The organism is Pseudomonas sp. TE3910, assembly GCF_056279025.1.
In genome coordinates this window covers 317,513-340,753 of record NZ_JBWBQN010000001.1, presented here as the reverse complement: position 1 = coordinate 340,753, position 23,241 = coordinate 317,513, and the positions used below count along the sequence as shown (strand labels likewise).

Below are 23,241 nucleotides of genomic sequence, written 5' to 3'. Positions count from 1 at the left end.
CGCATGACACAAAACCCAGTATTCATGCTTGAAAGTTAGCGCACCTGAACCACTACAATGCAGTTCATAGCAGCAAGGAAATTATGGTAACTCTCGAATACTCGCTACACAACGAAACGACTTTCAATCCATTCGTTGATACTGTCTTCTAGCCAGCCAACAGCCGACAAGCCAAGTTTCATTGGCCTTGGGAAGGTACTGTCATAACGCGGTGATCGCGGGTTCAATCGATCATATATTGCCGACCGGCTGAGCCCTGTCCGATCCGTCACCTGTCTGATCCGCAACACCTTCAACACACGGTTTTCATTTGCCATGTCACCTCTCCAGTCCTGTTCAAACCTAGGACTAGCTTGGCAAATACCGGTCAGCAGTGCATTTGCACCTGCGCGCAAAACATCTCACCTGCGCGCATTTTTCTCTTGACAGCTCACAAATATATACGCCGAAGGTAGTCTTTACACGCCGTACCTAGGCTCCGGAAGGGCTGAGAACTAACTTTCCAGCAGTGGGAACCAACTTTCGCCCCTCAAAGCCGCCGCCTCGCCGATTCCACTTTTTTCAACATCTATATCACCGCAGTGAACCCACCCCATGGAGCGCCAAGCCATGTCACTGCAACGTTTCAGATGTCCCCTCCCCAAAAACTTCCGACTCGCCTCGGCCCTGAAGATCGTTTGCACCATACCCCCTATCGGTATGGCCATCCGTGGCCACCTTCCGCCGATGCTCGGAGGTCCGGTATTACTGACTGCGGGTATGCTGGCAAATCCACTCAGCATCGTGCTTTGCACGCTGGCCAGCATTCTGCTCGCTCGCCTAACCGACCATAGCCAGAAATTTCCACTCGACCTAAAACAGCCTACAAGCCACACCCTGGCTGACAGTCTCTGGCTGAGCTGTGGCTATCGCATCAGCGCTCGCTACTAACCCCAATCACATCTCCAGTACCACTACAGATAGCCGTGCAGTGCGCGGCGCTTTCATGCCCAAAGGAATCCCTCACATGGCTCATCAAATCGAACAAATGGCGTACGTCGGCACCACGCCTTAGCGAAAATGACATCCTGCTGATGGCCCAGCAATTAGCCGTCAGCCGGCTAACCAAAGGCCGGGCCCTGACCGACCCACGGCAAGTGTTCAACCACCTGCAAACACTTCTCCAGCACCATGAGCACGAGGTATTCGCCCTGCTGTTACTCGACAGCAAGCATCGGGGCATCGCGTTTCGCGAGCTGTTTCGAGGGACTCTCGATGGCGCCAGCGTATGCCCCCTCTAAGTGGTCAAAACCGCCCTGGAGCACAACGCCGCAGCCGTGATCCTCGTACACAACCACCCCCGTGATCCTCGTACACAACCACCCCTCTGGAGATGCTGAGCCCAGTCAGGCTGACCGCCGCCTGACGGCAACGCTACAGGCAGCACTCAACCTAGTGGGCAACCGGACGCTGGATCACATAATCGTCGGCAGCGAGGGCTGCGTGTCCCTGGCAGAACTGGGTGCTCTCTAGCGTCGGCTTCTGGGTTACCTGCCGGCCCAGAAGCCGATCCACCTCATCCAATACTACGGAGAAAACAAATGGCTTCGCTACGCCTTCTGGCATTCACGTTTGCCTTCATTGGAGTTCTTGCTGGCTGCATCGCTGCAGTCTCGCTGTTGATCCTGATATGGCGCTTCCCACCCTTGCTGCTGGCTCTGCTAGCCGCACTCTGGCTGTTCAGCCTCTTACCCAGTCACAGCGAGCAATGAACTGCCTGTTCAAGGCCCCACTGCACCCTGCCTTTGGCCGTCCCTATGGAGTGTTAACGATGAATAGACGCTGTTTGATTTGCGAATCAGACGCCATCCTGACCAAAGACGCAGCAGTAGGCATCGTCCTGTTGGTGGGTATTGCCGGAGGTTGGTTGCGGGACGTCCACCAAGCACGCCAAGAGGCACGGAGCCACACATTCTAATTACTTGAGTATGGATACAACTTGCTGCAGGCAGGACTGGTCTAAGTCTTTCACTGCTATCGATCGGCATCGCTAGTAGCTGCAGATTTCACTCGATACCTGTTCGATGATTTTAACTGGACTCTGTTCAAAATCGGGAGCTCAGTGCTGAGCTCCTAATTTTTATTTTTTGGCTGGGTTCAGTGCTGCACTTATCCTAACAGCAGACCTGGGCGGGAGATTTTCGCCGCCGCCCCGATTTGTCCTTTATTTTACTAAGCTGAGTTCGGACTTTGGCTCATCTGGGGTGATCCAGCGGACTTCGATGCGGCGCTGCTGGGCGTCCTCCGGCGCGATACCGGGTATGGGCTGTGAGTCACCATAACCAGCCACCACCACACGTCTCGCCGTAGCACGATCGAGATTACCAACGATCAGCTTGCGCGCTTCACGAGCACGAGCGGCGGAGAGAGTGAAGTTGTCGTCGTAGACCGTACAATTGGCTTCGAAGTTGGTCACTGGACGCAGCACCGGTAGGTTGTCGGTATGGCCTTCTATGTAGACCTGAGCACCACGGAACTGCGCCAAAAACTTCGTGACCGCCGCTTCGATGCTTTGGAAGGCTTCGCGGGACTGTTCAGTGATGCAGGCACTGCCGCGACCGAATACACCGTCGCGCAACGTCAGTTTCTGCGCCTCCAGGTCCAGTGCCACCAGGCCGGCACCGGCGGTGCCTTTGAGCGAGTCCTGCAAGGCCCCGAGCAAGTGCTCAACCTTCTGCCGCTGGCTGGCACTGCTCTGGGCCTGTTCTTGTTGGTGCTTGAGGTCCGAGTAACTCTTCTGTAGCACCGCCATCACCAACAGCAACATGACCACTGCCATGACTCCGGCCATCAGGTCGGCAATTGACACCCATTCATTCGGTTTGTCTTTCATCGCCCGTCACCTCACAAGGCCGTTTCGATCTGCACCGCAGTCGGCTGTGCACGGTCGAGGACATGGAGCTGGGCAATGATCTCGCGAAGTGACTGGCTAATCTCACCGCCGGTGTTGCGCTGCTGGTTGTGCTGGACTACGTTGCTCAGCACTTCCAGGTTCTGATCGATCTCTTGCAGATTGCGACCAATCATGTCGACCCGCGCGGCCAGTGCATCCACGGCCGGTTGCAGCGGGCTACTGTGTTGCATCGTCATCAGCTGCGCGACCAGTCCCTTGATTTCGCTGGCGGCCAACTCGGCCTGTTGAGTGACCCCTTCGTAGCGACTGTCGAGGGCCACCATGCGCCGGCCGCTTTCGGAAACGGCCTTGAGGCCCGAGAGGATTTTTTCACGCAGGTCGCCCACCAGGTGGGTCATGCCTTCGACGTTGACTTGCAGGGTTTCACTGGAGCCCTGGAAGCTGGCATGAGCATTACGTTGCAGGTTCAGCGACTCCTCGTTGGACTTCTTCATGCCCTCCATGGTCTGGCCTACATTGTTCGACAGGCTGTTGACCGCCGTGGAAATGCCCAGAGTGGCCTCAGACAGACTGGCGGACATCTGCGTCATGTTGCTGGTGAAGCTGCTGCCCATCAAGCCAATGGTCTCGCCCAGATCTTGCTTGAGATGGCCAAGCACACCAGCGACACCCTCCTTGAAGTCAGCAATGGCTTGCTGCAGGTCACCTGCCGAAACGCCAATGGTGCCCGCGGCGCTGGCCATCTGTTCAGCTGCGCCGGAAATGGCTGCGAGGTTGCGGCTATTACTGTCGATCAAGTGTTCCATGGCCTGGCGTGTGGCTCGACCGTCTTCAAGCTGTTGCTGATTCTGCTCGCCGTGCTGCTGCAATAGGGCATCGATGGCGCCCAGTGCAGTCAGCGTCTGTTCGCTGGTGCTGTTCAACGTGCGCAGCACAGGGAGGGCACTTGTCAGTGTCTTGCCGCTAGCTTGCTGGGCCTGCAGGATGTCCTGCCGGACCTGGTTACCAGCCTGGGCTTCCTGTACCAGGGTTTGCCTGACCTGGTTTGCGGCCAACTGATCCTTTTGCAGTTTCTGCAGACTCTGGTTGCCTGCCTGTTGCTCTTGCAGCAGTCCCTGCAACGTCAGGTTGCCGGCTTGCTGCTCCTGCAGCGACGCGTTCAGAGGGAGCAGCAGGGCATCGATGCTGGAGCGATTGTCCGCAAGCGCCTGCTGGGTCGTTGCGGTGTGATGCTTGACCAGGCGTGCCTGCAGATCCAGCAACTGCCGTTGACTCTCGTTCTGAGCGGCAAGGTTTTGATCAAGCCGGCTCAGGGTCTCGAGCAGCGTCGTTTGCGCTTGTTGGCGCTCGCCTTGGCGTTGCAGGCGACTGCTGTCGAAGGCACGTTTCATCTGCCCGACACACCAGCGCAGTCGCCGCTCTTCGTAACCGTTGCTGGCGGCATAGGCTTTTAGCAGCAGGAAGGCAAGAATGCCCCAGGTCGAGGTTTTGAACTTGGTGCCCAGGCCTTCCATCATGCCCATGAGGTTAGTCATGGCATTGTCCATACCGCCCCCGGCATTGGCTTCGACCAGAATCGTCGAGGCCTTGTTCAAGGCGATGCCCAGGCCCAGGAAGGTACCCAGCAGGCCGAGGATCAACAGGATCCCGGGCATGAACTCGACCATTTTTTCGCCGGGGCTAGCCACGGCGGCACTGATCTCGTTCACTGAGCCGTGCTCCACGTCCAGGTCATCCTGGCCGCCGCCGTTCCACTTGCGCTCCCAGGTCTGCGCCCGTGCTCCGCGCTGCAATGCAATCACGGTCACCAGCGAAAGTATCCCGATCAGCCCGGCGAACAACAGTTGTAGCGGGTCTGCCGAAGGCAGCAGAAAGGTAAGGATCTCCTGAAAATTCACGCAGCCACCTCGACCAGGCGGCTGGCACGTTCACGGCTGGCTTCTTCGAAGATGTTGGCGAAATCGATGATCAGGCTCTGTTCGTCTTCGGTCAGCTCTTCCCAGCGTTTGCCATGTTGAGCACAGTCGATGATGATCATGCCGACTTCCTGGCTGTCGCTCAGCAGGTAGGCGTCGTCGGCGAAGTCTTCGGGCGCTTTCTCCAGCACCTGCAGGAACCCCTCGGCGGCATATACATAGTTGCGCATCTCCTGGTTGCGCTTGCGTAGTTGGTCCATCTGCGCCTTGAGGGCTGGCAGACGGGACTGGATGTCGGCCAGGGCCGCCTTGTCTTCGGCAGAAGGTTCACCGAGGTTCTGGCTGATCTTCAGCTGGCGCTCTTGAACCTGCAGTTTGGCCACCGACTCACTGAGGGTTTTCCAGTCCTTCTCCTGCTGCTCAAGGTTGCAACCCCAAGCCATGATCAGCTCTTCGAACACGAACGGAATCAGCTTTTTGCCAAAACGTGCGGCGATCACTTCATCCAGGCGCACCGCCTGGGCATCGCTGACCTGAGGCTTGGCCTTGAGCAGTTCTGCAGCGATCTCGACCAAGAACAGATCGTCACGGTTGATCGCGTCCAGGTCCTGAGCGTGAATCAGTCGTTGCTCGGTGTCCTTGAGCAATTTTTGCGAGGCGCGCAGGCGCAGGTAGTGATCGAAATCGCTGATGTTGTTGTTTTCCAGCACCTGCTGGATACGGGTGCTCAACTGGGCGTACTGGGTGATCAGGGTTGCCAGGTCGAGGGCACGGCCAGCTTCACCGCGCACTTCCTCGCGGGCTTCGCGCAGTACTTCTTCGTGGGTCGCAGCCTGCTCCATTTCTTCATCGTTCAAGAGCACATCGCGCAAGGTCTTGGCTTTGGCGATGGCCCACTCGACGGCAGCCTTTACCTGCTTGGCCAGTGCGGTCTTTTCCCAGTTCAGCAATGCCTCGAGGGCCTTGTCGAAAGCCCGGATGGCCGTGGCCACCCAAGGGAAGGTCGGCAATGCAACGGTCGCCCATTCGGCGGCGATCTTGAGCGCCGGCCTGACCACAGTGGCGATGAAGGGCTTGACCTTGCTCCATACCTCCTTGACCTTGCCGACGAAGGATTCGGCCTTGGTCGCCATCCAGTCCAGCGCATCCCTGGCCTTCTCACGTACGGTGTCGTAGGTGGTGCGCACCACCTCTACCACCGCTGAACCGACGCTCTTGATGGCGCTCCAGCAATCCGAAAAAAAACCCATTGTTCAGTCCTCGTAATGTCGTCAGTCGATACCCAGCAGGGCCTTGGCCCGCTTGGCATCCTTGGTGGCATGGTTGGTGTGGGTGGCGACCTGCCGCTGGGCGGTCTGTACTTCGTCGATGGCCAGCTGGATATGGGCCATCTGCAACTGGGCCTTGCTGCCTTGCTGCTCAGCCGTCAGCAAGGCCTTGGGCAGCGCCAGGCGCATGCAGGTGCGGATCTCTCGACCCGACAGCCCTTCCGATTGTATGGCCGCTTCGGTCAACAGCAGATCGCGCGGCGAGCCCAGGGGAATCTGCTCGACCAGAAAGCGCGACCACAGCTGCTCGCGGGCAGCCAGGTCGGGCAGACTGAACTCAATGTGATAGCCGATCCGGCTGCGAAACGCTTCATCGTAGTTGCCGGCAAAATTGGTGGCGAAGACCACAATCCCTTCATACCGCTCGAGCTCGATCAGCAGTGTCGAGCGCATGGCATTGACCTCGTTGTCGACCCCCTGGGTGACCGAAGACAAGCGCTTGCCGAGCAAGGTATCGGCTTCATCGAAGAACAACAGCGCGCCTGTCTCGGTCGCCTGGGCGAACGCTGCCTGGATATTGCGCGCGGTGTCGCCCATGAACTTGCTTTCCAGTTCGGCAATTCCCAGCGCCATGAACGGCAACCCGAGCTGACCGGCCAGGGCCTCGGCGCACAGGGTTTTTCCGGTACCGGGCGGGCCATAGAAGTTGAGGATGGCGGTCATGCCCATCGGATCGACGGCAGCGAAGCCCCAGTCCTGGTAGATCGTGCGATGAAAGCGTAGGCGCGCCAGGCACTCGTCCAGTTGCAGACGTGTCCTGGCCGACAGCACCAGATCATCGTTCAACGTGAAACGTGTTGGCCTGAGCGTGAAGGTCGGGGCGTTGCTAGCGGGATCGGCCACGCGTGGTGGCGCCGGATTCTGGCCAGGAGCGTTATCGTTCATGGAGTTAGCCTGTGAGACATGGGGGCGCGTGGAGACGGTCGTTCTACCGACTGAAACCGCGCGCGGATGATGAAGAGGCGATGAGCTGAACGCAGAAGGCGCCAGAGGGCGGTCCGCTGGTGAGGCCGAAGGTATCCAGGGCTGATGCCGGACAATTGAAGCCGGAACGTTCGGTGGCCCAGGACATGACTACCAAAGCACCTCGCTGACGCATCCAATGCATGTTCATCCGTGAAGCCTTCAGACAGTACGGCGCTTTGACATCAAAGTGCTGGCGAGACTACTATGATTAATAGCCATTTGCTACTGCCGCTCAGTTGTCACGTGGCAGAGGCTTGATAAGCTCCAACCACCTCGTTACCTCGCATCTCTATCGTCAACATAACGGGCGATCGCTGCTCGACCAGCAATTGCTGCATCTTCCCGATATCGCTTTTTGCGCTCGCCATGAACACGGGCAGCGTCTCCTCCTCCCACTCCCTCAAGGACAAGCGGTTTGCCTGGATCGTGGACTGGGAGTCCAGGTAAGAGGAGAGTTTGTTGACTCGGTCCTCGACAGCGCCCTTGAAGGTGGACAAGTGCCCACGCGCCCCCAGGAAGTCAGCCGCCACCCTGTCGAGCGTCGCCTGACGCTGTTTAACCACGGCAGCTTCTCCAGGGAATGAGCCCAACAGCCGGCAGGCCACCAACCGGGTTCCCATACACAGCTTCCACTCCTCTGCTCGCTCATCGGATTCGCTCTGCATCTTTTTCAAGGCTGCCGTCAATCCCGCCGTGGTTTCGAAAAGACCCGGCGCTTTGTGCTCCGCAGCTCGCTTGGCCAGCGCCACCAGCTCGCCCTCCAAGTGATCATGGATCGCGCCCAGATCCACTTCGATATCTTCCAGCTTCTGCCTGATCGCGGGGTTCAACTCGCCGGCCAGCACCAAAGGCGTGACTTGCCCGAGGTAGTTCAGCGCTCCTTTGACCTTGGACTTGCGCTCCTCGACCTGAAACCTGGCAATGCCCTCCACCCCCGCCTGGATCTCGCTGAGCTTGGCACTGATATCGGCCAGATGCTTTTGCGCCACGACTGCAGACGCGATCTGGAACATCGCAGCAGAGCTGACCAATTGCTTGAGCCGTTCGGGTTCGAACAAGGTCGCATGCTCGCGGATCCTTCCGCCCTGGATTGAGAAAGCGCGATAGCCGTCGCCGTTGGCGACCGAGGCGAGAGGGCCATCGATGACCACCTGCATATAACGAGACTGGGCAACGTCTTTGGCGACAATCAGATTGGGCAGTGTTTGCAGCAATGGACCCAATCGGTCGATGCCCAAGCTGGCAGCATCGACCTTATTGGCGCCAGCGGGAACGAGTTGCTCCGTCGCAAGCTGGACACTCATCAGGGGCTGCTCGGCAGATCGTCCGATCAACCAGGTCGCTTGCTCGCTCTTGGCGGCGCTGGGTACTGGGAGGTTGTTTTCCATCACGGGCTCCAGATTCAGATTGAATTTTTCATTGCGCCAACGCCGCACCACATTCGCCGCAGAATCGGGTGCCACGCGTACTGCGCGCCTTACAGGCGGAACAAGTGACCAGCGCGCTCTTCTGCCGGATGTAGGCGATCTGCACGACGCAAGGCACCGTTACCCGGTAGGCCTGGCTCGCCAGGGTGTGAGCCCCCGCAATACCCGTCAGTGCCACACCCACAGGGCCAAATGCCACCCCGGCTGCCCGCCCCGCGATGATATTGGCACCAGCAGCCAAAGCGCCGCCCATTGCCAACCGGGCGAACGCATTGTTTGCCAGAAGCGCGGCCTGTACGGCGGCAGGCCCACCCCGTCGTATGGCTGCCTGAATCGCGGCGAACGATACGCCTAGCACACCTGTCTCGTTCTGGAAGCCCTTGGAGAAATCGGCCTGCTCTTGCGGCGACATTTTCTCCCAGGCCTGGGAGAGCAACTTCTCCAGCACCTTGAGCTCAAGGCTCGCCACCGGCTCGTCCTTACTGCTCGTCCCACCCACATGGCTAAGCACGTCGGCGACAATCTCGGCATAGGGCACACCGTTGCGACGGAACAGGTTGACGATGCTATTGCCGCCATAATGCTGAAGCTCACGAATCAGCAGCAACAGTACACCTCTGGAAAACTTGCTCTTCTTTTTCGCCGACTCAAGAGCTTCGCGCACTTCACTTGCCATCGACAACCGCCCCTTGCCCGAGTCGGTCAAGAAGTCGACTAAAGCGGACACATCAGCTGGATCTGCGTCACTAAGCAGCTGCAAAAGCTCAGTGTCCCCATTGATATCAATTTCGCGTTCCATCAACCATCCCTCGAAATCCGTCCAGGCAAGCCGCTGCCAGCAGTCATAGCTTCTCGGCTCGCTATCGGCGCCACGTCGCAAAACTTTAGCCAATCACCCCTGTCAGTCGGTGCCTTCACGAGCGTTCGTTTCTAGCCGGCGCCCGGCTTGCCTGTTCATCGCAGCTTGCTGGGCAGCCTGGGCGCAGTACCTTGCAGGGCTCGCATGCGCTGCAGGAGGTGGGCATTGAGCCGTTGCTGGACGCGCAGGCTTCTCTTGAGCTCCCGGTTTTCACTTTCACAGATCCGTGCCCAGCGCATCGACTCCCGGCACTTTCCGACGGTCTGCCAGATCTCCTGCAACCGCAGGTACTGCACCAGCAGCGTCAGCAAGATCCCGCCCATCAGTACCAGCGCACCCACTGCCACCCAGTCATACATATCCATATCTCACCACCCCTTCATGTGGCCATTTGCAATAAACACCACAAAAACGATATGTCGCTTTTAACGACAGGTCTATAGTGTGGACTTGTACAGGTAAAGTATTCGCTCACACGGAGGCGCCATGAAACGCAAACAATCCATCTCGCAGGTCCGCTGGGACCTGGCACTTCGCTATCGCTTGATCGAGACCGTGGCCTGGTGGGAGGGCCGGTTGACCACGGGTCACTTGATGCAGAGCTTCGGTATCAGCCGCCAGCAAGCCTCGAAAGACATCAACACCTACATCACCGAGCATGCGTCAAGAAACTTGACATATGACAAGCAGATCAAGGGGTACGTGCCGACGCGCTCGTTCAAGCCGTGCTTCATCGACCGCAGTGCAAGCGCCTACCTCGACCTGCTTTCACAGAACAACGAGCGAGCGCCACACGTCGAAGGACTGAAGCTGGCGTATGCCCATACCCTCGTGCTTCAGGTGCCCGATCGCAGTGTTCAACCCGAGATTTTGCGGCCGCTGCTCAAAGCCTGTCGGGAAGGCCTGCGCCTTGAGATGGAGTACGTCTCGCTTGCCAATCCCAAGCCGGAAACGCGGATCATCGAGCCGCACACGCTGGTGTACACCGGAATGCGCTGGCATGTTCGCGCTTACTGCGAGAAGAACGGGGCCTATCGCGACTTCGTGCTCAGCCGTATGCGAGGAGAGCCCGGGCTGCTGGAGAGCAACGGAAATGACATCGCAAAGGACCAGGCCTGGAATACCGAAGTGTCAGTGATCATTGAACCGGACTCACGCCTGGGCGAGGCACAGAAGGCGATCATTCACCATGACTACGGCATGGAAGATGGTCGGCTGGAGATCGTGACCCGCCAGGCCCTGGTGAAGTACGTTTTGCAGCGGTATCAGATCGACCCCAAGAACCTGGACCCGAAACCGGAAGCCCAGCAGATCATGGTGAAGAATCTTGCTGAGCTCAAAGCCTGGTTATATGACTGAACCGAACAGCACGCTTCGCTCACTCGGCAGCCGTGGCAGCCCCCAGGTCATAACCGATCATGAACAGCGCCTGTTCGATGGCACGCAAGGTCTGGGCAGACGTCGCGCCAACGCGGAACGGGTTGCCGGCGTTGAGCACATGGCAGGCAACCTGGCTCAAAATCCAGCTGGCATTCATGTTCCAGCGCGCATGGTGCGAACCCGAGCGAAGCCGCTGGAACTGAAGCGTTCCGACGCTGGGGTTACGGTTCTTCGGGGTAACCGTATTAGCCCCCTCTTTTGCCGCTGCCCAAGGGAAATTCAGACCCGCCGGCACCTTGGTAAGCCCCTTCGCTTTGCAGTACTGCACGACCAGCATGCCCAGGCCCGCGGCCACGCGACTGTCGTAGATCACAAAATCAGGGCACACGAGCGAGTAGATCTTGGTCATCCCGGAGTTGAACCGCAGGGTTTTGGCGCGAAGGATCGGGGCATCGGGGTCCTTCTTGATCAACGCTGCTTTCACATCCTGCACCATGCGCCCCAGCCCAGCCTTGTTTTCCTTGAGCCACTGGGCGTTGCGTGCCGTGACACCGCCCCAGGCCATGACATCGAGTGCACTTTGCAGCATCAGATCATCGTCGCTGCCAGCGGCTAGCAGATCGCGGCGCAAAGCCTCCAGTGCATTCGAGTTACTGACCGAGTCCACGCCAGGATTGAACGAAAGACGGGCGTTGCCAGGATGATTCCAGGCGTAGGCCTGGTAGGCACCGTAGAGGCTGTCGCAGGACCATTCGTTGCCCGTGCGGCGATCGACGTACGCATGCTTGGCCAGGGTCGGGGAGTCCAGTTCGGTCGCGAGCCAGCCTATGAATTCAGGGACGTGAGGAAGGGTGGCGTGGGCTTGTTTGGCTTTCATCATTACTCCTGTGGGCTGGCGCTCAGCGCAGAATTGCGTGCCAGCGAGAAGAATGGTATCTACCGATACGACACTATTTTGTCCGTATTTTGCCCGCGAGGAAAATTCCATTGGCTGCCGCCAAATACACCGCACCCAATCGCGAGAAACGCCGCAAATTCATCAGGGATATTCTTCATCGTGCCGGGGGCGAACTGACGACCAAGAAGATTCATGCGGCCCTGGAAGCGTCCTATCCGCAGTACTGCAGCAGGACAACCCGCCGTGACCTTGAAGCCCTGGCCAGGCAGAAAGTGATAACGGAGGTCACGAAAGGGAGAAAAGACCTCAGGGCCCGCTACTGGAAGCTCAACGGCGCGAGCCTCGACCTGGTCCTTTCGCCTGCAGAGTCCATGACGCTCACCGCCATCTTCCAGCATGCAGAACGCTTCGGATTTAGTGCTGCGCTGGGCGAGTTGGCCACGTTGCGCAACTACGCCGCCGACTCGGTCGTTGCCGGCGCCAGACGCAACCTGCTGGCCGAAGGACGTATCAGGACAGGAACCCGGTTTACCGTGCTCAATCCGGGGGACTACAACACCGAACACCTCGAGACCATCCAGAATGCCATGAGGAATGACGAGTCTCTGGAGCTGGTCTACAGGCCACGAGAAGCCGGCGACGTAACCTGCACCTACCTGCTCAAGCCGTTGACGCTCTCCTACCAGGACTCGAACGTCTACCTGACGGCATACGTCGACAGCGAGGAGTGGCCAGAAAACAAAACGCCTGAAGCGGGAGCCCCTCGTGGCAAGTACAGCAGCAACGGGCCAGGCACCACCTGCGCACTCATGCTCCACCGCGTGGTCAGCGTCCGCACGACGGTGGCCAGCATCGCCGAACCACCGGGCTACGATCCCCAGTCAACGGAAGCACAGCGGGACCTGATGACGATCCATGGCGACGGGCCTGTCGACCTGAAACTCAGGTTGAGCCCCAATCTCCACAACCGGCTCACCGAGAACCCATTGTCTGTCAGTCAGGTCATGACGCAGGATCAACAGGGATGGATATTGACGTGCCGGCTGGACGACACCCAAGGGCTACGCCTGTTCCTGCTCAGCAATGCGGCAGACATCGAGGTGCTGGCTCCCGCTCAACTTCGTACCGAGGTGTACAAGACACTGCGCAATGCACTGGACCAATACGAACGCCCGGCGCACGAAAGCCACTCGCACTGATCAGTCGTCGCCGCCGATGTCCCCTTCCCGCCCCATCAGTATGTGCTTCAGCCTGTCGGCCTGGGACGCGACCTGATGGGCGATGTACATCAGCTCTTCTTCATTGAGGTGTTGCACCGGGTGGCACGCGCGTACGCTCAGCTCCTCATCCTGGTCGACATGAAAGTCCACAAGTTCAAAACGGGCGTTGCGACCCAGCGTGTGCTCAACCAGGGGGGACTGACTGAACCGTTTGAACGTGGCCAGTTTTCGGGTCCATTTACGGTTGATCACCTTGGCGCTGAACATCACGTACTGCCCCTTGACCCCCCATCGGACCAATTGGTATCGCCCCTCCAGCTTGAAACAGAACTCAAACCGCCAGGTCGATAGACGCCGCACACTCATGCGCTCCGTGTCATGTACCAGCCTGTCCACCATCTCGTGGACACGCAGCACCGTTTGCTCGGGGCATTTACTGGACGCAGGCCGCGTACCTGAGGCACGCTGATAGACGTCAAAAATTTCGTCGCCAATCAGCACACCGTCGCTGCCCGCGTAATTGTCGACGCTGTACTGCACCGCCAGTCGCCTTGAGCTGTCGGTGCCCGGAACCTGCGACAGGCGCCTGAACGGATCGGCCTGCAGTGCCTGAACAAAGCGCACACGCCCGATGGGGCTGTCGATATCGCCCGGGTCTTCGATCTCACCGGGCAAGGTCGCCGATACCAGCAATTCAGCCATGCCAACGGCGCTGCGCACCGTGACGCACGGCACGCCAGCGTGTGGGGGCTTGAGACCCGTCGTGGACAAGTGCCACCCGTCGCCAGCCTCCCTCACGAACAGCTGCGGATCACCCGTCAGATCCCTGAGCGTGGCCCCCAACTGGGTTTTGACATGAGCCAGGCGCCGCTTCATGGCATCGGCCTGGTTGCTTATTGCCCGACTGCAGTCATCTCCCTGAATATCATTGTCCGTGATTTCATAATGGCTGGTCAGAAAATCAAGGATCTGCGGCTGCACGGGGGCCTGGTCCACCACCTCTTCATGCAGCTCCAGCTCGCGCTTGAAGCACGGACCTTGTTGGCCCACGGCATGCAGCGTTTGAATGAAGGCGTTCATGTTGGCGGCAGCCTGACGCACTTGATAGAACTCCATGCTTTGACGGATGTGCGGAAAGCCGACCTGAATGAAATGCTCGGCATAACCGGCACCGGCCGAATGCATGCGTCGATGCGCCAGCGAGCCGACCCGGTCAACACGACCGACCTTTTGCTCTAGGGCGATAGGGCTGGATGAAATACCGTAGTGGACGACGCTGTCGCAGAAGGTATGCAGGTCTTCACCTTCCTGAAAGACATCGGTAGATACCAGCACTCGGGGATAACCCGGCATGCGGAACAGCGCGGCAATCGCTGTACGGCTGCCGCTGTTCTCACCGGTCGCACCGCGAATGGGTGATGTGGAACGGACCTGGCTGGCCAGGTACTTGGTCAGGCCGCTCACCGGCCTGGAGTACACCTCAGGAAAATTGAGCTTGATCAACAGGTCCAGGTTCTGGGCGGTGTCGCGCAGTATCTGGTAGCTGCTGAACGGGGTGTGGTCTGCCTGTTGAACCGTCAACAGCCCGGCCAGTGCCGCGATGAACGAACCATCTGCATCACCGTCCCGTTCCCTGCGAGCGTGCCTGAGTGAATACAGGTCGATGAAAGGATGATCCACACGGCATAGCACCCCCAGCAGTTCCTGGTGGGTACTCAGCCTTCGTAGTAGCCGGTCGACCTCACCACTGTTCAACGTGGCCAGTTGGGTGAATGTCTCGGCGCTCCATTGCGGCGCCAGGCCCCTGAGCTCGTCATAGCCTCGCAGGCTGTCCCAGAGCGTTGAACGCGCAAGCTCACGGGCAAGCGCTGAAGGCTCAGCGAGGTCGCACATGGCCTGAAACCCTTCGAACAGTACATTCAGCACGTGCCTTGCGACCGTCGCAGCCCCGTCCCCTCCCTCGGCGACGGCCCGCAGATACGCATACTGCGCCAGTCGATAACGCTGGCCAGGGCTGGCAACCGACTCGCTCTTGCCAATCACGCCCCAGTCGATAGTCAACGAGTTCACCGCTGGCATGCCCGGCAGGGAGACCCAGTTCGCCTCGAACAAGCGGCTTTGCAACAGCGTGCTACGGAAGTAGGACGGCAACGGCCCCAGCCCCTTGTCGCCGTCCAGCTCAGGATTCTGTCCTCGATAGAACCAGGTAAAGAAATTGTCGCTGCTGGCCGACGCTTCGAACCCGTCGGCGGCCTCATTCTCAATGAGCGAGTGACTGCGTTCGACTGTGCGCGCCCGGTATCGCTGGAAAATCCTGGCAACGGCATCATCGCCGCCGATGTAGTCACCGATCCAGTGGTCGTAGGCTTCTTCGAGTTTGAACTTAAGCTCCGAGACGCTGCGTACACGGCGGACGAAAATCAATTGTTTCTTGCCTTCGACAAACGCCAACCGGTGTGTCTGCTGGCACACGCTGTCCATTTTGGGGTGCGGCGGCCTGCGCTTGAAGGACTTCTCGTAATCGTCCACCAGGTATTCGACGACACTGCGGTCTGCCGCATCGCGTGACGAATCGCCTTCGCTGATGGCCTCATGACCGTCGAACTCCACGGGCTGGTTCTTTTTGCCTGGCAGATAACTCTCGAACGAAGCCAGCATCCCCAGCTCAAATCGATTCGAGCAGTTCTCCCGCAGATGCTCGCTGACCTTCTTCTGCAACAGCGCGGCGAACAGCTTTTGCGCAACAGTCAACTTCACCTGCGCAGCCTCCCCGCTGCGATGCTCGCGGCGATACATGTTGCGCGTGTGGGCCACCTGGTCGAGGGTGAGGGTATTGAGTCGACGGACCAGCAAGCGACTGAGCGCCGCATGCATGTCGGGCTCGGCCGGATCGCTCCCCTGAGGCAGGTCTGCCTGGCGATTGAAGCCGAACAATGCGAGCTGGTTACGCAACTGACCCAGGTCGCGATCGAATGGCGTCGCCGACAGCAGCAACAGACGTTTGATCCGCCGGTTGTCGCCCAGCAAGGTCGCCAGCAAGCGGTTACGGTCGCTGCTTTCACGGCCGGCACGCAGGTTGTGCGCCTCGTCCACCACCACCAGGTCGAAGCGCGGCAGCATCTTGCCGAGCGCCTGCATCCAGACGTCCTTGACCTTGCGTTTGAGCTCAGCAGGCTTGCTGTTACCGCTCATAGCCCTCAGTTGCCTGACCAAAGGGGCCATCAGGTCCCGATACTGCGGCATCAATTCTTCGAACTGCCGGGTGCTGTTCAGCACCTGAGCAACCGTGTTGCCCAGCGCAAAGCTGAAGATCGAGGTGCAGAGGAACAGATCCCGCTCATTGCCACTGGCGACGGTCTGCACCAGCTCGGACAGGTTCCGACAGTCCTTGAAGGGCGTGACCGGACCGCCGCCCAGTCCTTTGACCGCCAGGTCATCGAGCCGATAGTTGCTTTGCACGAACGCTCGATAATCCTTGATCCATTTGTCGCGAACGTTGTTTTTCGGCAACAGGTACAGCACCCGCAGACCAGGGTTGAAATGCCGCATCAAGGCAGCCACACCAAGGCCTATATATGTCTTGCCCATGCCGACCTCATCGGCAAGGTAGGCTACCCGGTGGTCCGCAAGCTTGTTGTACAAGGCGACGGCGCCCAGCAGCTGCTGCTCGGCCAGCCCCTGGAGGTCGCGGTTGTTGCCTGAAAAATCAATAACGGCCTCGGCCGTGGCCTTATTGATCCGCTGCATGGGAGACATCCTTCTTGCGTGAATTCGCAGCGCTCAAGGGATGCTGAAATTGAGCCCTGAACCAGTCAAGAAAACGCCTGCCTTCGGCCTCGTCGAGGTTACCCAGCAGCTCGTCGTTTTCCAGCTCGGTGATGACTGCCTCTACGCCCCTGACCAGGGTCACGCAACTGTGCTCCGGATACCGGTTCAACACGCTCTGCATGCTGACCAGCGTCAAATAGCGCACAACCAGCGTTTCCTCATCGCCGCCGCCATCCTTCACGCTGTCCAGCATGGCCTGCAAGGAATCGGGCTGACAGCCTGCGAGGTAATACGCCAGCTTTTTATGATTGCCCTCGGCCTCAGCCAGCGCCAGTGTGCGTTCCAGTTGCCAGAATGCACTGTTGACCTGTGAAAACTCGGAGATAAAGCTCCTGCCCTCCCCCTCATCCACCATTTCCGACAACTGTTCATCCACCACGTCGTTGGCGCGACGCCTGCTGAGCAGCTGCCGGGCCAACTCGCCAAACCGGCTGATCTTCTTGCTCAAGCGCATCTCGATGAACAGACGCAGCAGGCTTTGCAGGTCCATGGCCGGCAAATGGCTGGGACGACGGTAGATGTTGTACTGCGAGACCATCAGCCAACGCTCCACGCGATCGGTGCCTGACTGCCAGCGTACGTTGAGCAGTGAAGAACGCTGCAATTGCTCACGTAACGCCGGCAGCGGCTGCGCTATCTGCCCGGCCCGATCGAAACCCAGGGTGCCGATGCTGCGTTGCGAGCTGTCCAGAAGCACCAGATCGCCGCTGATCGACTGCTGAGCCGTAACCTCCAGCACCTGACTTTCCCAGTCGTAGGCCAGGCGCAAAACGGGCATCGTCAACCCGTCCAGTGGTTCGGCGGTTTGCAGGCCAGGGTCGGCCGCAAACCCCGAGAGGCTGACCGGCGAAGGTGCCAGCAACGGCACAAGGTCCCGCCCCTGGAGCAGGAACCCTGACTCGACGTTTACCTGAAATGCCTTGTGGCTGAAATTCACCGAACCGACGAATTGCCAGGGCCGTTTGCCCAGCCCTTGAAAAATCTTGGCGTGAAGACGACGAAACGGCTTGTCGTGCACCTTGTGGCTGTTGTGCCAATGCCCGGCCCAGTCGCACCATTGATCCACGTGGAAGGCACTGAACACTGCCGGATCGACCAACGCACGCCGCTCTTCGTCATAGGGCAGCAACAGGCGCACTGTCGCAAACTCTCTCATCAGCTCTTGCGTACTGCCACAGGTGGGCGTCTCGCCGAAAAACGGGCTGATGATTTCCAGCGTGCCAGACGCTTTCGCAGCCGATGGCGCTCGCAGGTGCTGATGAATGAAGTCGAGAAATGCCAGGCGCTCAGGTGCCGCCCCTGAGAAATAAAAGCTGCAGTCAGGATCATCGGCACTCGGCGACCACCCTGCCTGCACCTCGATAATACCGTTTAGAGCCGGTGTCGGTGTGGCGGCCTGGAAGAATTGCAATGCACGACGCAGCGGCTCAAGGATATTGCCTGGAGCACGGGTCGCCCGAAGTTCGACAAAGTGGCCAACCTCGATGTTGTCCCACCACCCCGCCTTGGTCAGATTGAATGACCCTGCCGCCAATACGATAACCGGCGCATCGTCATCCTCCCCCTGAACCACAAGGATCGTCAGCTTAGAATGTTGACAGCCATTGCCGACCCGTATGGGCAAGTAGTCGACTTCCAGGCGACTGCCGGCGGCAGGATTGAACACATCCACGTCATGGGCCACGGCGAAACGCCGGGCCTTGTCCTGCATCAAGGCCTGCAACTGGACATAGCGAATGTCATCCTGACTTGAGAGCGCTTGATCGCCCAGGAGCAAGGGAATGACTTCGAGTTCAAAAAAATCTGGTTCAAAACTGTAGGTCGTGAAGAAGGCAAAGCTCACTTCACGCTCACCGATGCAACTGCGAAACGCGTCACTGATGGTGTGTGCTTTCATGCGTGTTCGGCCCTGGCAATGGCGAGGAAGGCGCGGAGGAAAAAGCTGTAGTCCCACGCCTCATGACAATGTGCAGCCAGATCCTCAGGCAAGCTGGCGCGATCGACAGGGACCCTGACCCTGAGCCTGTCGCCCTCCCAATGAAGCCAGGCCGCACCGCCTCGTGCGCCCGTCACGGCCGCGTTCTGAGCCATGAGCTGGTCGATGACCTGACCCGCATCCCCGTCATTGGCGGCATCGGTCAAATCATGGAGGAAGCCGGCATGAGGCAAACCGGGCCGGTCCCAACCCGGGTGGAGAAATGGCTCACCCAGCCGCGAGTGTAGGTCGTTGATCAGTTCACTGCGGGCTCGCCCGTTCTGCCTTTGCAACCAGACGACCACGGTGTTGGCGAATACCAATACCGGTTGCAACAACAGGATTTGCTTCAAGACGTCCTGCACCTGTGCATCGACCTGATGGGCGTCCACCGCCCACCGGGCGAATGAGCGAACGGATGCAGATGGCTCAGCGGAAACGGCCAACCAGTGCTGAACCGCCTCATACAACGCCACTTGCAAGGGCCGCGCGCCGGCATACCGCAGCAGCGCCGACACCAGTTTTTTACGCATGCCCTGGTCATTGAACAGGGCCGCAAAGCGGCGAGCCAGTTGCGACAACTGCTCCTTTCTTACCGTACCCTGAGTCGCCAACTCGCCGAAACGCTGCCACTGCGATAGGCCAAATGTCTCCAGCAAGGCATCCGTCAGGGCGATCCCTGCGCTGGTCAAGCGCCTGTCGCTCCCCTTGATCAGGCCGGCTTCCTGCAATGCCGAGGAGTACAGTCCCCATAGCCCGTAGCTGAGTTGATTGCTGAGGATTTGGGCTTTCTTGTGCATGCCCAGCGCCATCGAGTCGCGCCTGAAATTGGCAACGGCTAGCTGGCGACCCAACAGACTGGCCTCCAAAGAGGCTTCCAGTCGCAGGTAGGCGGCCAGTTGCTCGGCCCTGGCATAACGTTCCTGTACACCGTCGAGGGAGCGGGATCTGGAACCTTCATGGGCATAACGGCAGGCCAGGAGAGCCACAATGAAATGGTCAGCGCGACTGGTCACCGTGGTCAGGTTACCTACTAGCTTGCGCCCCACAGCGCTCCAGATGGACTCGATGGCCAAGGGGTCTCTGGATCCCTTCGGACGCAACCTGTCATCGAGCAGGGATAGAACGGTAAGCATCAACACACATCCTTGAGAAAGACCCAACGCATGGCAATCATTGCATCTGATCCCGACAATCTACGTCGTGGTCTGCAACCATTGGACTGACCAAATCAAAAATACAGGCAATATGCCATCTTTTTCGCTGGCGGCGATAGAGACGACACATTCTGACTACCCTCTACACCAAGCTAACGGCTCTACAGCAAGAGGAGATCAGTATGGCCGCCCGTCTAAACCCTTTCGCAAACGGCAGCTACCGTGCGGTAGATACTTGCGCGCTGTCGATCAAGTGGAGCTTCCAGCTCTTGCTAGAGCTGGGTGGACATCGCACTTTCATCGGCCGACACGGCTTCAATGACGATGACCTGGCCCATGAGCTGGGCCTCACCCAATGGGTAGACGATGACCGTTACAACCCATCCCTAGCCCTGACGACGCTACGAAAATGTGCCCGCAGCTTTCCGGAAGATCACCCAAGCACCCCATACCCGGACAATCCTGCAAGCAACCTCGAAGCGTTGGGTGACTTGCTGGCGTTGCCCGATGCCGAGCTACAGGTGCTGGGCTTCTGCGTGCTGATGCACAGCGATCCGACGCTTAATGACGCTACCGACCGATTGGACATGCTGGGCTTCAACCGGGCATTGAAAGTGCTGTCCGTATTGCTGGCCCTGCCCCTTGCACAGGTAGAGTCGTGCCTTGCGCATGCCAGCACACTGATGCGCACCGGGCTGCTGGATATCAGCTCCAGCAACCGTGCGGCGATGGCGCTCAGTTCGATGCTATCGATCAGCAATCCGGACCTGCCAGGCTTGCTGCGTTTCAGCAAAGGGACGCCACTGGACCTGTTTGCTTATGCATTCCGCGCCAGTCCGCCCGGCACCTTGAGCTGGGAGCACTACAGCCATATCAGGCAGCCACTGGTAATCGCCGAACGCTACCTGAGCAAATCCCTTGCCCAGGCGCGAGCCGGCGTGAACGTACTGCTGTACGGCCCTCCCGGCACTGGCAAGACGCAACTGGCGCGCCTAATCGCCAGCCGGCTGGACAGCGCACTCTATGAAGTCGCCTGCACCAACAGCGACGGTGACCCCGTCTCGGCCAAGCAACGCCTGTGCTCCTTGCGCGCAGCCAACAGCGTGCTGCATTCTCAACGAGCCGTGCTGGTGCTCGACGAGATCGAAGACATCTTCCAGGTAGCGGAAGCAGCTGTCAGTAACCGCTCGCAAAAAGGTTGGATCAACCGCATGCTCGAAGAAAACGCTCTGCCATGCTTCTGGCTGAGTAACAGCATCGAAGCGATCGATGCTGCCCACATACGGCGCTTCGATCTGGTAATTGAAGTGCCCAACCCACCCTTAGCGCAACGCAAGCAGATGCTGCGTGAATGTGGCGGTGGCAAGGTTAGCGACGCTTTGGTGGAGCAACTGTGCGCCCATGAGCAGATTACCCCGGCTGTACTAGAGCGCGCCGTGCGCGTTGGGCTTAGCGTGGGGGCCCGCGCGCCAGCAAGGTACTGGACAGTACTATTCGCTGCATCGTCGACGGCACGTTGAGGGCGCAGGGATTCGAAAAGCTGCAATGTACCGACCAGGGGCTGCCTACGTTCTACTCGCCAAAGTGGGTGAATGCCGACCAACCGCTAGACGGTTTGGTAGACGGCCTACGCGCCCATCCTCAGGCACGCCTATGCTTCTACGGCACGCCCGGAACCGGCAAGACCGCGTTCGGCCAGTGGCTGGCGCAAGCGTTGGACAAGCCGCTGATGGTCAAGCGAGTATCCGACCTGGTGTCGCCCTACGTGGGCATGACCGAGCAGAATCTGGCGAGCACCTTCGAGCGCGCCCGACAGGAAGATGCCGTCCTGCTACTAGACGAGGTTGACAGCTTTTTGCAGGACAGGCGCAAGGCTCGGCAAAGCTGGGAGGTCGCCGCCGTCAATGAAATGCTCACGCAGATGGAAAGCTACCAGGGGCTGTTCATCGCCTCCACCAACCTGATCCGCGACCTGGACGAGGCGTCTCTGCGGCGCTTCGACCTAAAGGTGCATTTCGGCTACCTCAATACAGCCCAGGCCCAGGCCCTATTCGCCGCGCACCTCAAAGCGCTGTCGCTTAAGGACCCGCAACAAAGCGCAACTGGACGATTGCGCAACGAAGCATTCCTAACCCCTGGTGATTTTGCAGCGGTGGCACGACGTGCGCGTTTCAAACCGTTCGCCAATGCCGACGAACTGGCCGCCGCGCTGCTGGCCGAATGCCGCTTGAAGGCCACCGGCCAGCAACGCTCTATTGGCTTCCAGCAGTGGACGCACTAAAGGTCGTCCTCTCGACGCCGATAGGCAGATAACCTGTCATACTGCTAGCCAGTGGCCAGCCTTCACACCACAAGGATGCGTTTTGTGCCCTCTACCAAGACCCACAACGCCTTGAGCCGTCAATGGGAGCTGCTACAGCAACTTCCCAAACGCTCTCCCGGCATCACCGTGACTGAATTGCATACCCGCCTGACGGCTGCTGGCTACTCAATCAGCCGCCGCAGCGTCGAACGCGACCTGCATGACCTTTCTCTGGTGTTCCCGTTACAATGCAACGATGCAGGCACACCATTCGGTTGGTTCTGGAAGCCAGGTGTGAGTGTCGAGTTGCAGGGCATTACTCTGACTGAAGCGGTGAGCCTCACTCTGGTGGAGGATGCTGTTCGCCCGTTGCTACCGGGGAGTATGTTAAGCACGCTAGAACCACGCTTCGAGCACGCTCGGCAAAAGCTCAGAGGCCTCGGAGGCGATAACCCTGCCGCTCGCTGGCCCAACAAAGTGGCAAGTGTTCGACCTGACTTCAATCTCCGCGCCCCGCAGATCCAGCCAGAAACCCTAGAGGCCCTGCAGCACGCATTGATTAGCGAACAGCAGGTTCGGTGTCAGTACTACTCTGCGCACAGCGACAAGCAGAGCGAGTTGACCCTCAATCCGTTGGCCATCGTACAGCGCGGACTGGTCACCTACCTGATTGCAACCGCAGCCCCCTACACCGATGTCCGACAATTCGCGGTACACCGCTTCCGCTCAGTGAAGGTGCTCGACTCGACCTGCCAGGGGCTGGAGTCCTTCGAGTTGCAAACCTACCTCGCCACCGACGCCTTGCACTTCGGCAAGCCGGAAAAAATCTGCCTCAAGGCCTGGGTGAGTGAGCAGCAAGCTCGTTTGATTCGGGAGACGCCTTTGAGCACAGATATGGTGCTTGAGCCGTTGGCTCAAGGCTTCCAGCTTCAAGCGACTGTAACTAATACCTGGCAACTGCACTGGTGGATTCTCTCACTAGGAGATTCATTCGTGGTACATGAGCCTGCAACACTTCGCCAACAAGTGTGCGACTCATTACGCCGCGCTGTCGCAGCGTATGAGCATGAGGATTGCTCACCGTAAGCAGTC

17 protein-coding genes and 1 pseudogene are annotated in these 23,241 nt (G+C 59.0%); 6 read left to right on the top strand and 12 right to left on the bottom strand.

What is annotated here, in order from left to right; translation table 11 throughout:
* Window positions 1-104: 104 nt before the first annotated feature.
* Window positions 105-317, bottom strand: a complete 213-nt coding sequence (locus ACZ9H3_RS01570; protein ID WP_313326148.1) for a helix-turn-helix transcriptional regulator — start codon at window positions 315-317, stop codon at window positions 105-107.
* A 696-nt stretch (window positions 318-1,013) separates the two neighbouring features.
* Here ACZ9H3_RS01570 and ACZ9H3_RS01565 point away from each other — a divergent pair.
* Window positions 1,014-1,512: pseudogene (locus ACZ9H3_RS01565) on the top strand (JAB domain-containing protein).
* Window positions 1,513-2,203: 691 nt separating this feature from the next.
* On the opposite strand, the gene ACZ9H3_RS01560 reads toward ACZ9H3_RS01565, so the two are convergent.
* From ACZ9H3_RS01560 to ACZ9H3_RS01530, 7 genes are all read right to left on the bottom strand, one after another.
* Window positions 2,204-2,872 carry an OmpA/MotB family protein gene (locus ACZ9H3_RS01560; RefSeq protein ID WP_476219170.1) on the bottom strand — a complete coding sequence of 223 codons (669 nt, stop codon included), beginning with the start codon at window positions 2,870-2,872 and terminating at the stop codon, window positions 2,204-2,206.
* Between the two features lie 11 nt (window positions 2,873-2,883).
* The gene (locus tag ACZ9H3_RS01555; protein ID WP_476219168.1) at window positions 2,884-4,791 is read right to left on the bottom strand and encodes a hypothetical protein; all 1,908 of its coding nucleotides are present in this window, start codon (window positions 4,789-4,791) and stop codon (window positions 2,884-2,886) included.
* Complete coding sequence (locus ACZ9H3_RS01550; RefSeq protein ID WP_476219167.1) at window positions 4,788-6,059, bottom strand: hypothetical protein; 1,272 nt, start codon at window positions 6,057-6,059, stop codon at window positions 4,788-4,790. The genes ACZ9H3_RS01555 and ACZ9H3_RS01550 overlap by 4 nt, the downstream gene beginning before the upstream one ends.
* 21 nt (window positions 6,060-6,080) lie before the next feature.
* Window positions 6,081-7,022, bottom strand: coding sequence for an ATP-binding protein (locus ACZ9H3_RS01545; protein WP_476219165.1), 942 nt, complete (start codon window positions 7,020-7,022; stop codon window positions 6,081-6,083).
* A 320-nt stretch (window positions 7,023-7,342) separates the two neighbouring features.
* Entirely contained in the window at window positions 7,343-8,566 is a 1,224-nt protein-coding gene (locus ACZ9H3_RS01540; RefSeq protein ID WP_476219163.1) for a hypothetical protein, read from the bottom strand.
* Complete coding sequence (locus ACZ9H3_RS01535; protein ID WP_476219161.1) at window positions 8,520-9,329, bottom strand: hypothetical protein; 810 nt, start codon at window positions 9,327-9,329, stop codon at window positions 8,520-8,522. Before ACZ9H3_RS01535 ends, ACZ9H3_RS01540 begins: the two co-directional genes overlap by 47 nt.
* Before the next feature lie 155 nt (window positions 9,330-9,484).
* Window positions 9,485-9,754: a hypothetical protein gene (locus tag ACZ9H3_RS01530; protein WP_064590730.1), complete on the bottom strand. Its 270-nt coding sequence runs from the start codon at window positions 9,752-9,754 to the stop codon at window positions 9,485-9,487.
* A gap of 121 nt (window positions 9,755-9,875) precedes the next feature.
* Between ACZ9H3_RS01530 and ACZ9H3_RS01525 the strand changes: the two genes are divergently transcribed.
* Window positions 9,876-10,748, top strand: a complete 873-nt coding sequence (locus ACZ9H3_RS01525) for a helix-turn-helix transcriptional regulator (RefSeq protein ID WP_064590733.1) — start codon at window positions 9,876-9,878, stop codon at window positions 10,746-10,748.
* Window positions 10,749-10,767: 19 nt separating this feature from the next.
* Here ACZ9H3_RS01525 and ACZ9H3_RS01520 read toward each other — a convergent pair whose 3' ends face one another.
* Entirely contained in the window at window positions 10,768-11,646 is an 879-nt protein-coding gene (locus ACZ9H3_RS01520) for a hypothetical protein (protein WP_064590736.1), read from the bottom strand.
* A gap of 110 nt (window positions 11,647-11,756) precedes the next feature.
* On the opposite strand from ACZ9H3_RS01520, the gene ACZ9H3_RS01515 reads away from it, so the two are divergent.
* Window positions 11,757-12,866, top strand: a complete 1,110-nt coding sequence (locus ACZ9H3_RS01515; protein ID WP_313326140.1) for a helix-turn-helix transcriptional regulator — start codon at window positions 11,757-11,759, stop codon at window positions 12,864-12,866.
* Here ACZ9H3_RS01515 and ACZ9H3_RS01510 read toward each other — a convergent pair whose 3' ends face one another.
* From ACZ9H3_RS01510 to ACZ9H3_RS01500, 3 genes are read right to left on the bottom strand one after another with little or no spacing between them, the layout of a single operon-like run.
* A complete protein-coding gene (locus ACZ9H3_RS01510; protein ID WP_476219157.1) occupies window positions 12,867-16,634 on the bottom strand; it encodes a DEAD/DEAH box helicase in 3,768 nt (1,255 codons plus the stop codon).
* Window positions 16,618-18,612, bottom strand: coding sequence for a phospholipase D-like domain-containing protein (locus ACZ9H3_RS01505; RefSeq protein WP_476219155.1), 1,995 nt, complete (start codon window positions 18,610-18,612; stop codon window positions 16,618-16,620). Before ACZ9H3_RS01505 ends, ACZ9H3_RS01510 begins: the two co-directional genes overlap by 17 nt.
* Window positions 18,609-19,826 (bottom strand): hypothetical protein, encoded by a 1,218-nt coding sequence (locus ACZ9H3_RS01500; RefSeq protein WP_476219153.1) that lies wholly within the window; start codon window positions 19,824-19,826, stop codon window positions 18,609-18,611. The genes ACZ9H3_RS01505 and ACZ9H3_RS01500 overlap by 4 nt, the downstream gene beginning before the upstream one ends.
* 203 nt (window positions 19,827-20,029) lie before the next feature.
* Here ACZ9H3_RS01500 and ACZ9H3_RS01495 point away from each other — a divergent pair, with 203 nt between their 5' ends.
* From ACZ9H3_RS01495 to ACZ9H3_RS01485, 3 genes are all read left to right on the top strand, one after another.
* Window positions 20,030-21,367: an AAA family ATPase gene (locus tag ACZ9H3_RS01495; RefSeq protein ID WP_476219151.1), complete on the top strand. Its 1,338-nt coding sequence runs from the start codon at window positions 20,030-20,032 to the stop codon at window positions 21,365-21,367.
* A gap of 68 nt (window positions 21,368-21,435) precedes the next feature.
* Window positions 21,436-22,128: an ATP-binding protein gene (locus ACZ9H3_RS01490; protein WP_476219149.1), complete on the top strand. Its 693-nt coding sequence runs from the start codon at window positions 21,436-21,438 to the stop codon at window positions 22,126-22,128.
* An 84-nt stretch (window positions 22,129-22,212) separates the two neighbouring features.
* Entirely contained in the window at window positions 22,213-23,235 is a 1,023-nt protein-coding gene (locus ACZ9H3_RS01485) for a helix-turn-helix transcriptional regulator (RefSeq protein WP_476219147.1), read from the top strand.
* Window positions 23,236-23,241: the final 6 nt, after the last annotated feature.

Coding starts and splice junctions, on each gene's coding strand:
- ACZ9H3_RS01570 (WP_313326148.1), bottom strand. CDS start 317: ATGGCAAATGAAAACCGTGTGTTGAAGGTGTTGCGGATCAGACAGGTG.
- ACZ9H3_RS01560 (WP_476219170.1), bottom strand. CDS start 2,872: ATGAAAGACAAACCGAATGAATGGGTGTCAATTGCCGACCTGATGGCC.
- ACZ9H3_RS01550 (WP_476219167.1), bottom strand. CDS start 6,059: ATGGGTTTTTTTTCGGATTGCTGGAGCGCCATCAAGAGCGTCGGTTCA.
- ACZ9H3_RS01545 (WP_476219165.1), bottom strand. CDS start 7,022: ATGAACGATAACGCTCCTGGCCAGAATCCGGCGCCACCACGCGTGGCC.
- ACZ9H3_RS01535 (WP_476219161.1), bottom strand. CDS start 9,329: ATGGAACGCGAAATTGATATCAATGGGGACACTGAGCTTTTGCAGCTG.
- ACZ9H3_RS01530 (WP_064590730.1), bottom strand. CDS start 9,754: ATGGATATGTATGACTGGGTGGCAGTGGGTGCGCTGGTACTGATGGGC.
- ACZ9H3_RS01525 (WP_064590733.1), top strand. CDS start 9,876: ATGAAACGCAAACAATCCATCTCGCAGGTCCGCTGGGACCTGGCACTT.
- ACZ9H3_RS01520 (WP_064590736.1), bottom strand. CDS start 11,646: ATGAAAGCCAAACAAGCCCACGCCACCCTTCCTCACGTCCCTGAATTC.
- ACZ9H3_RS01510 (WP_476219157.1), bottom strand. CDS start 16,634: ATGCAGCGGATCAATAAGGCCACGGCCGAGGCCGTTATTGATTTTTCA.
- ACZ9H3_RS01505 (WP_476219155.1), bottom strand. CDS start 18,612: ATGAAAGCACACACCATCAGTGACGCGTTTCGCAGTTGCATCGGTGAG.
- ACZ9H3_RS01500 (WP_476219153.1), bottom strand. CDS start 19,826: ATGCTTACCGTTCTATCCCTGCTCGATGACAGGTTGCGTCCGAAGGGA.
- ACZ9H3_RS01495 (WP_476219151.1), top strand. CDS start 20,030: ATGGCCGCCCGTCTAAACCCTTTCGCAAACGGCAGCTACCGTGCGGTA.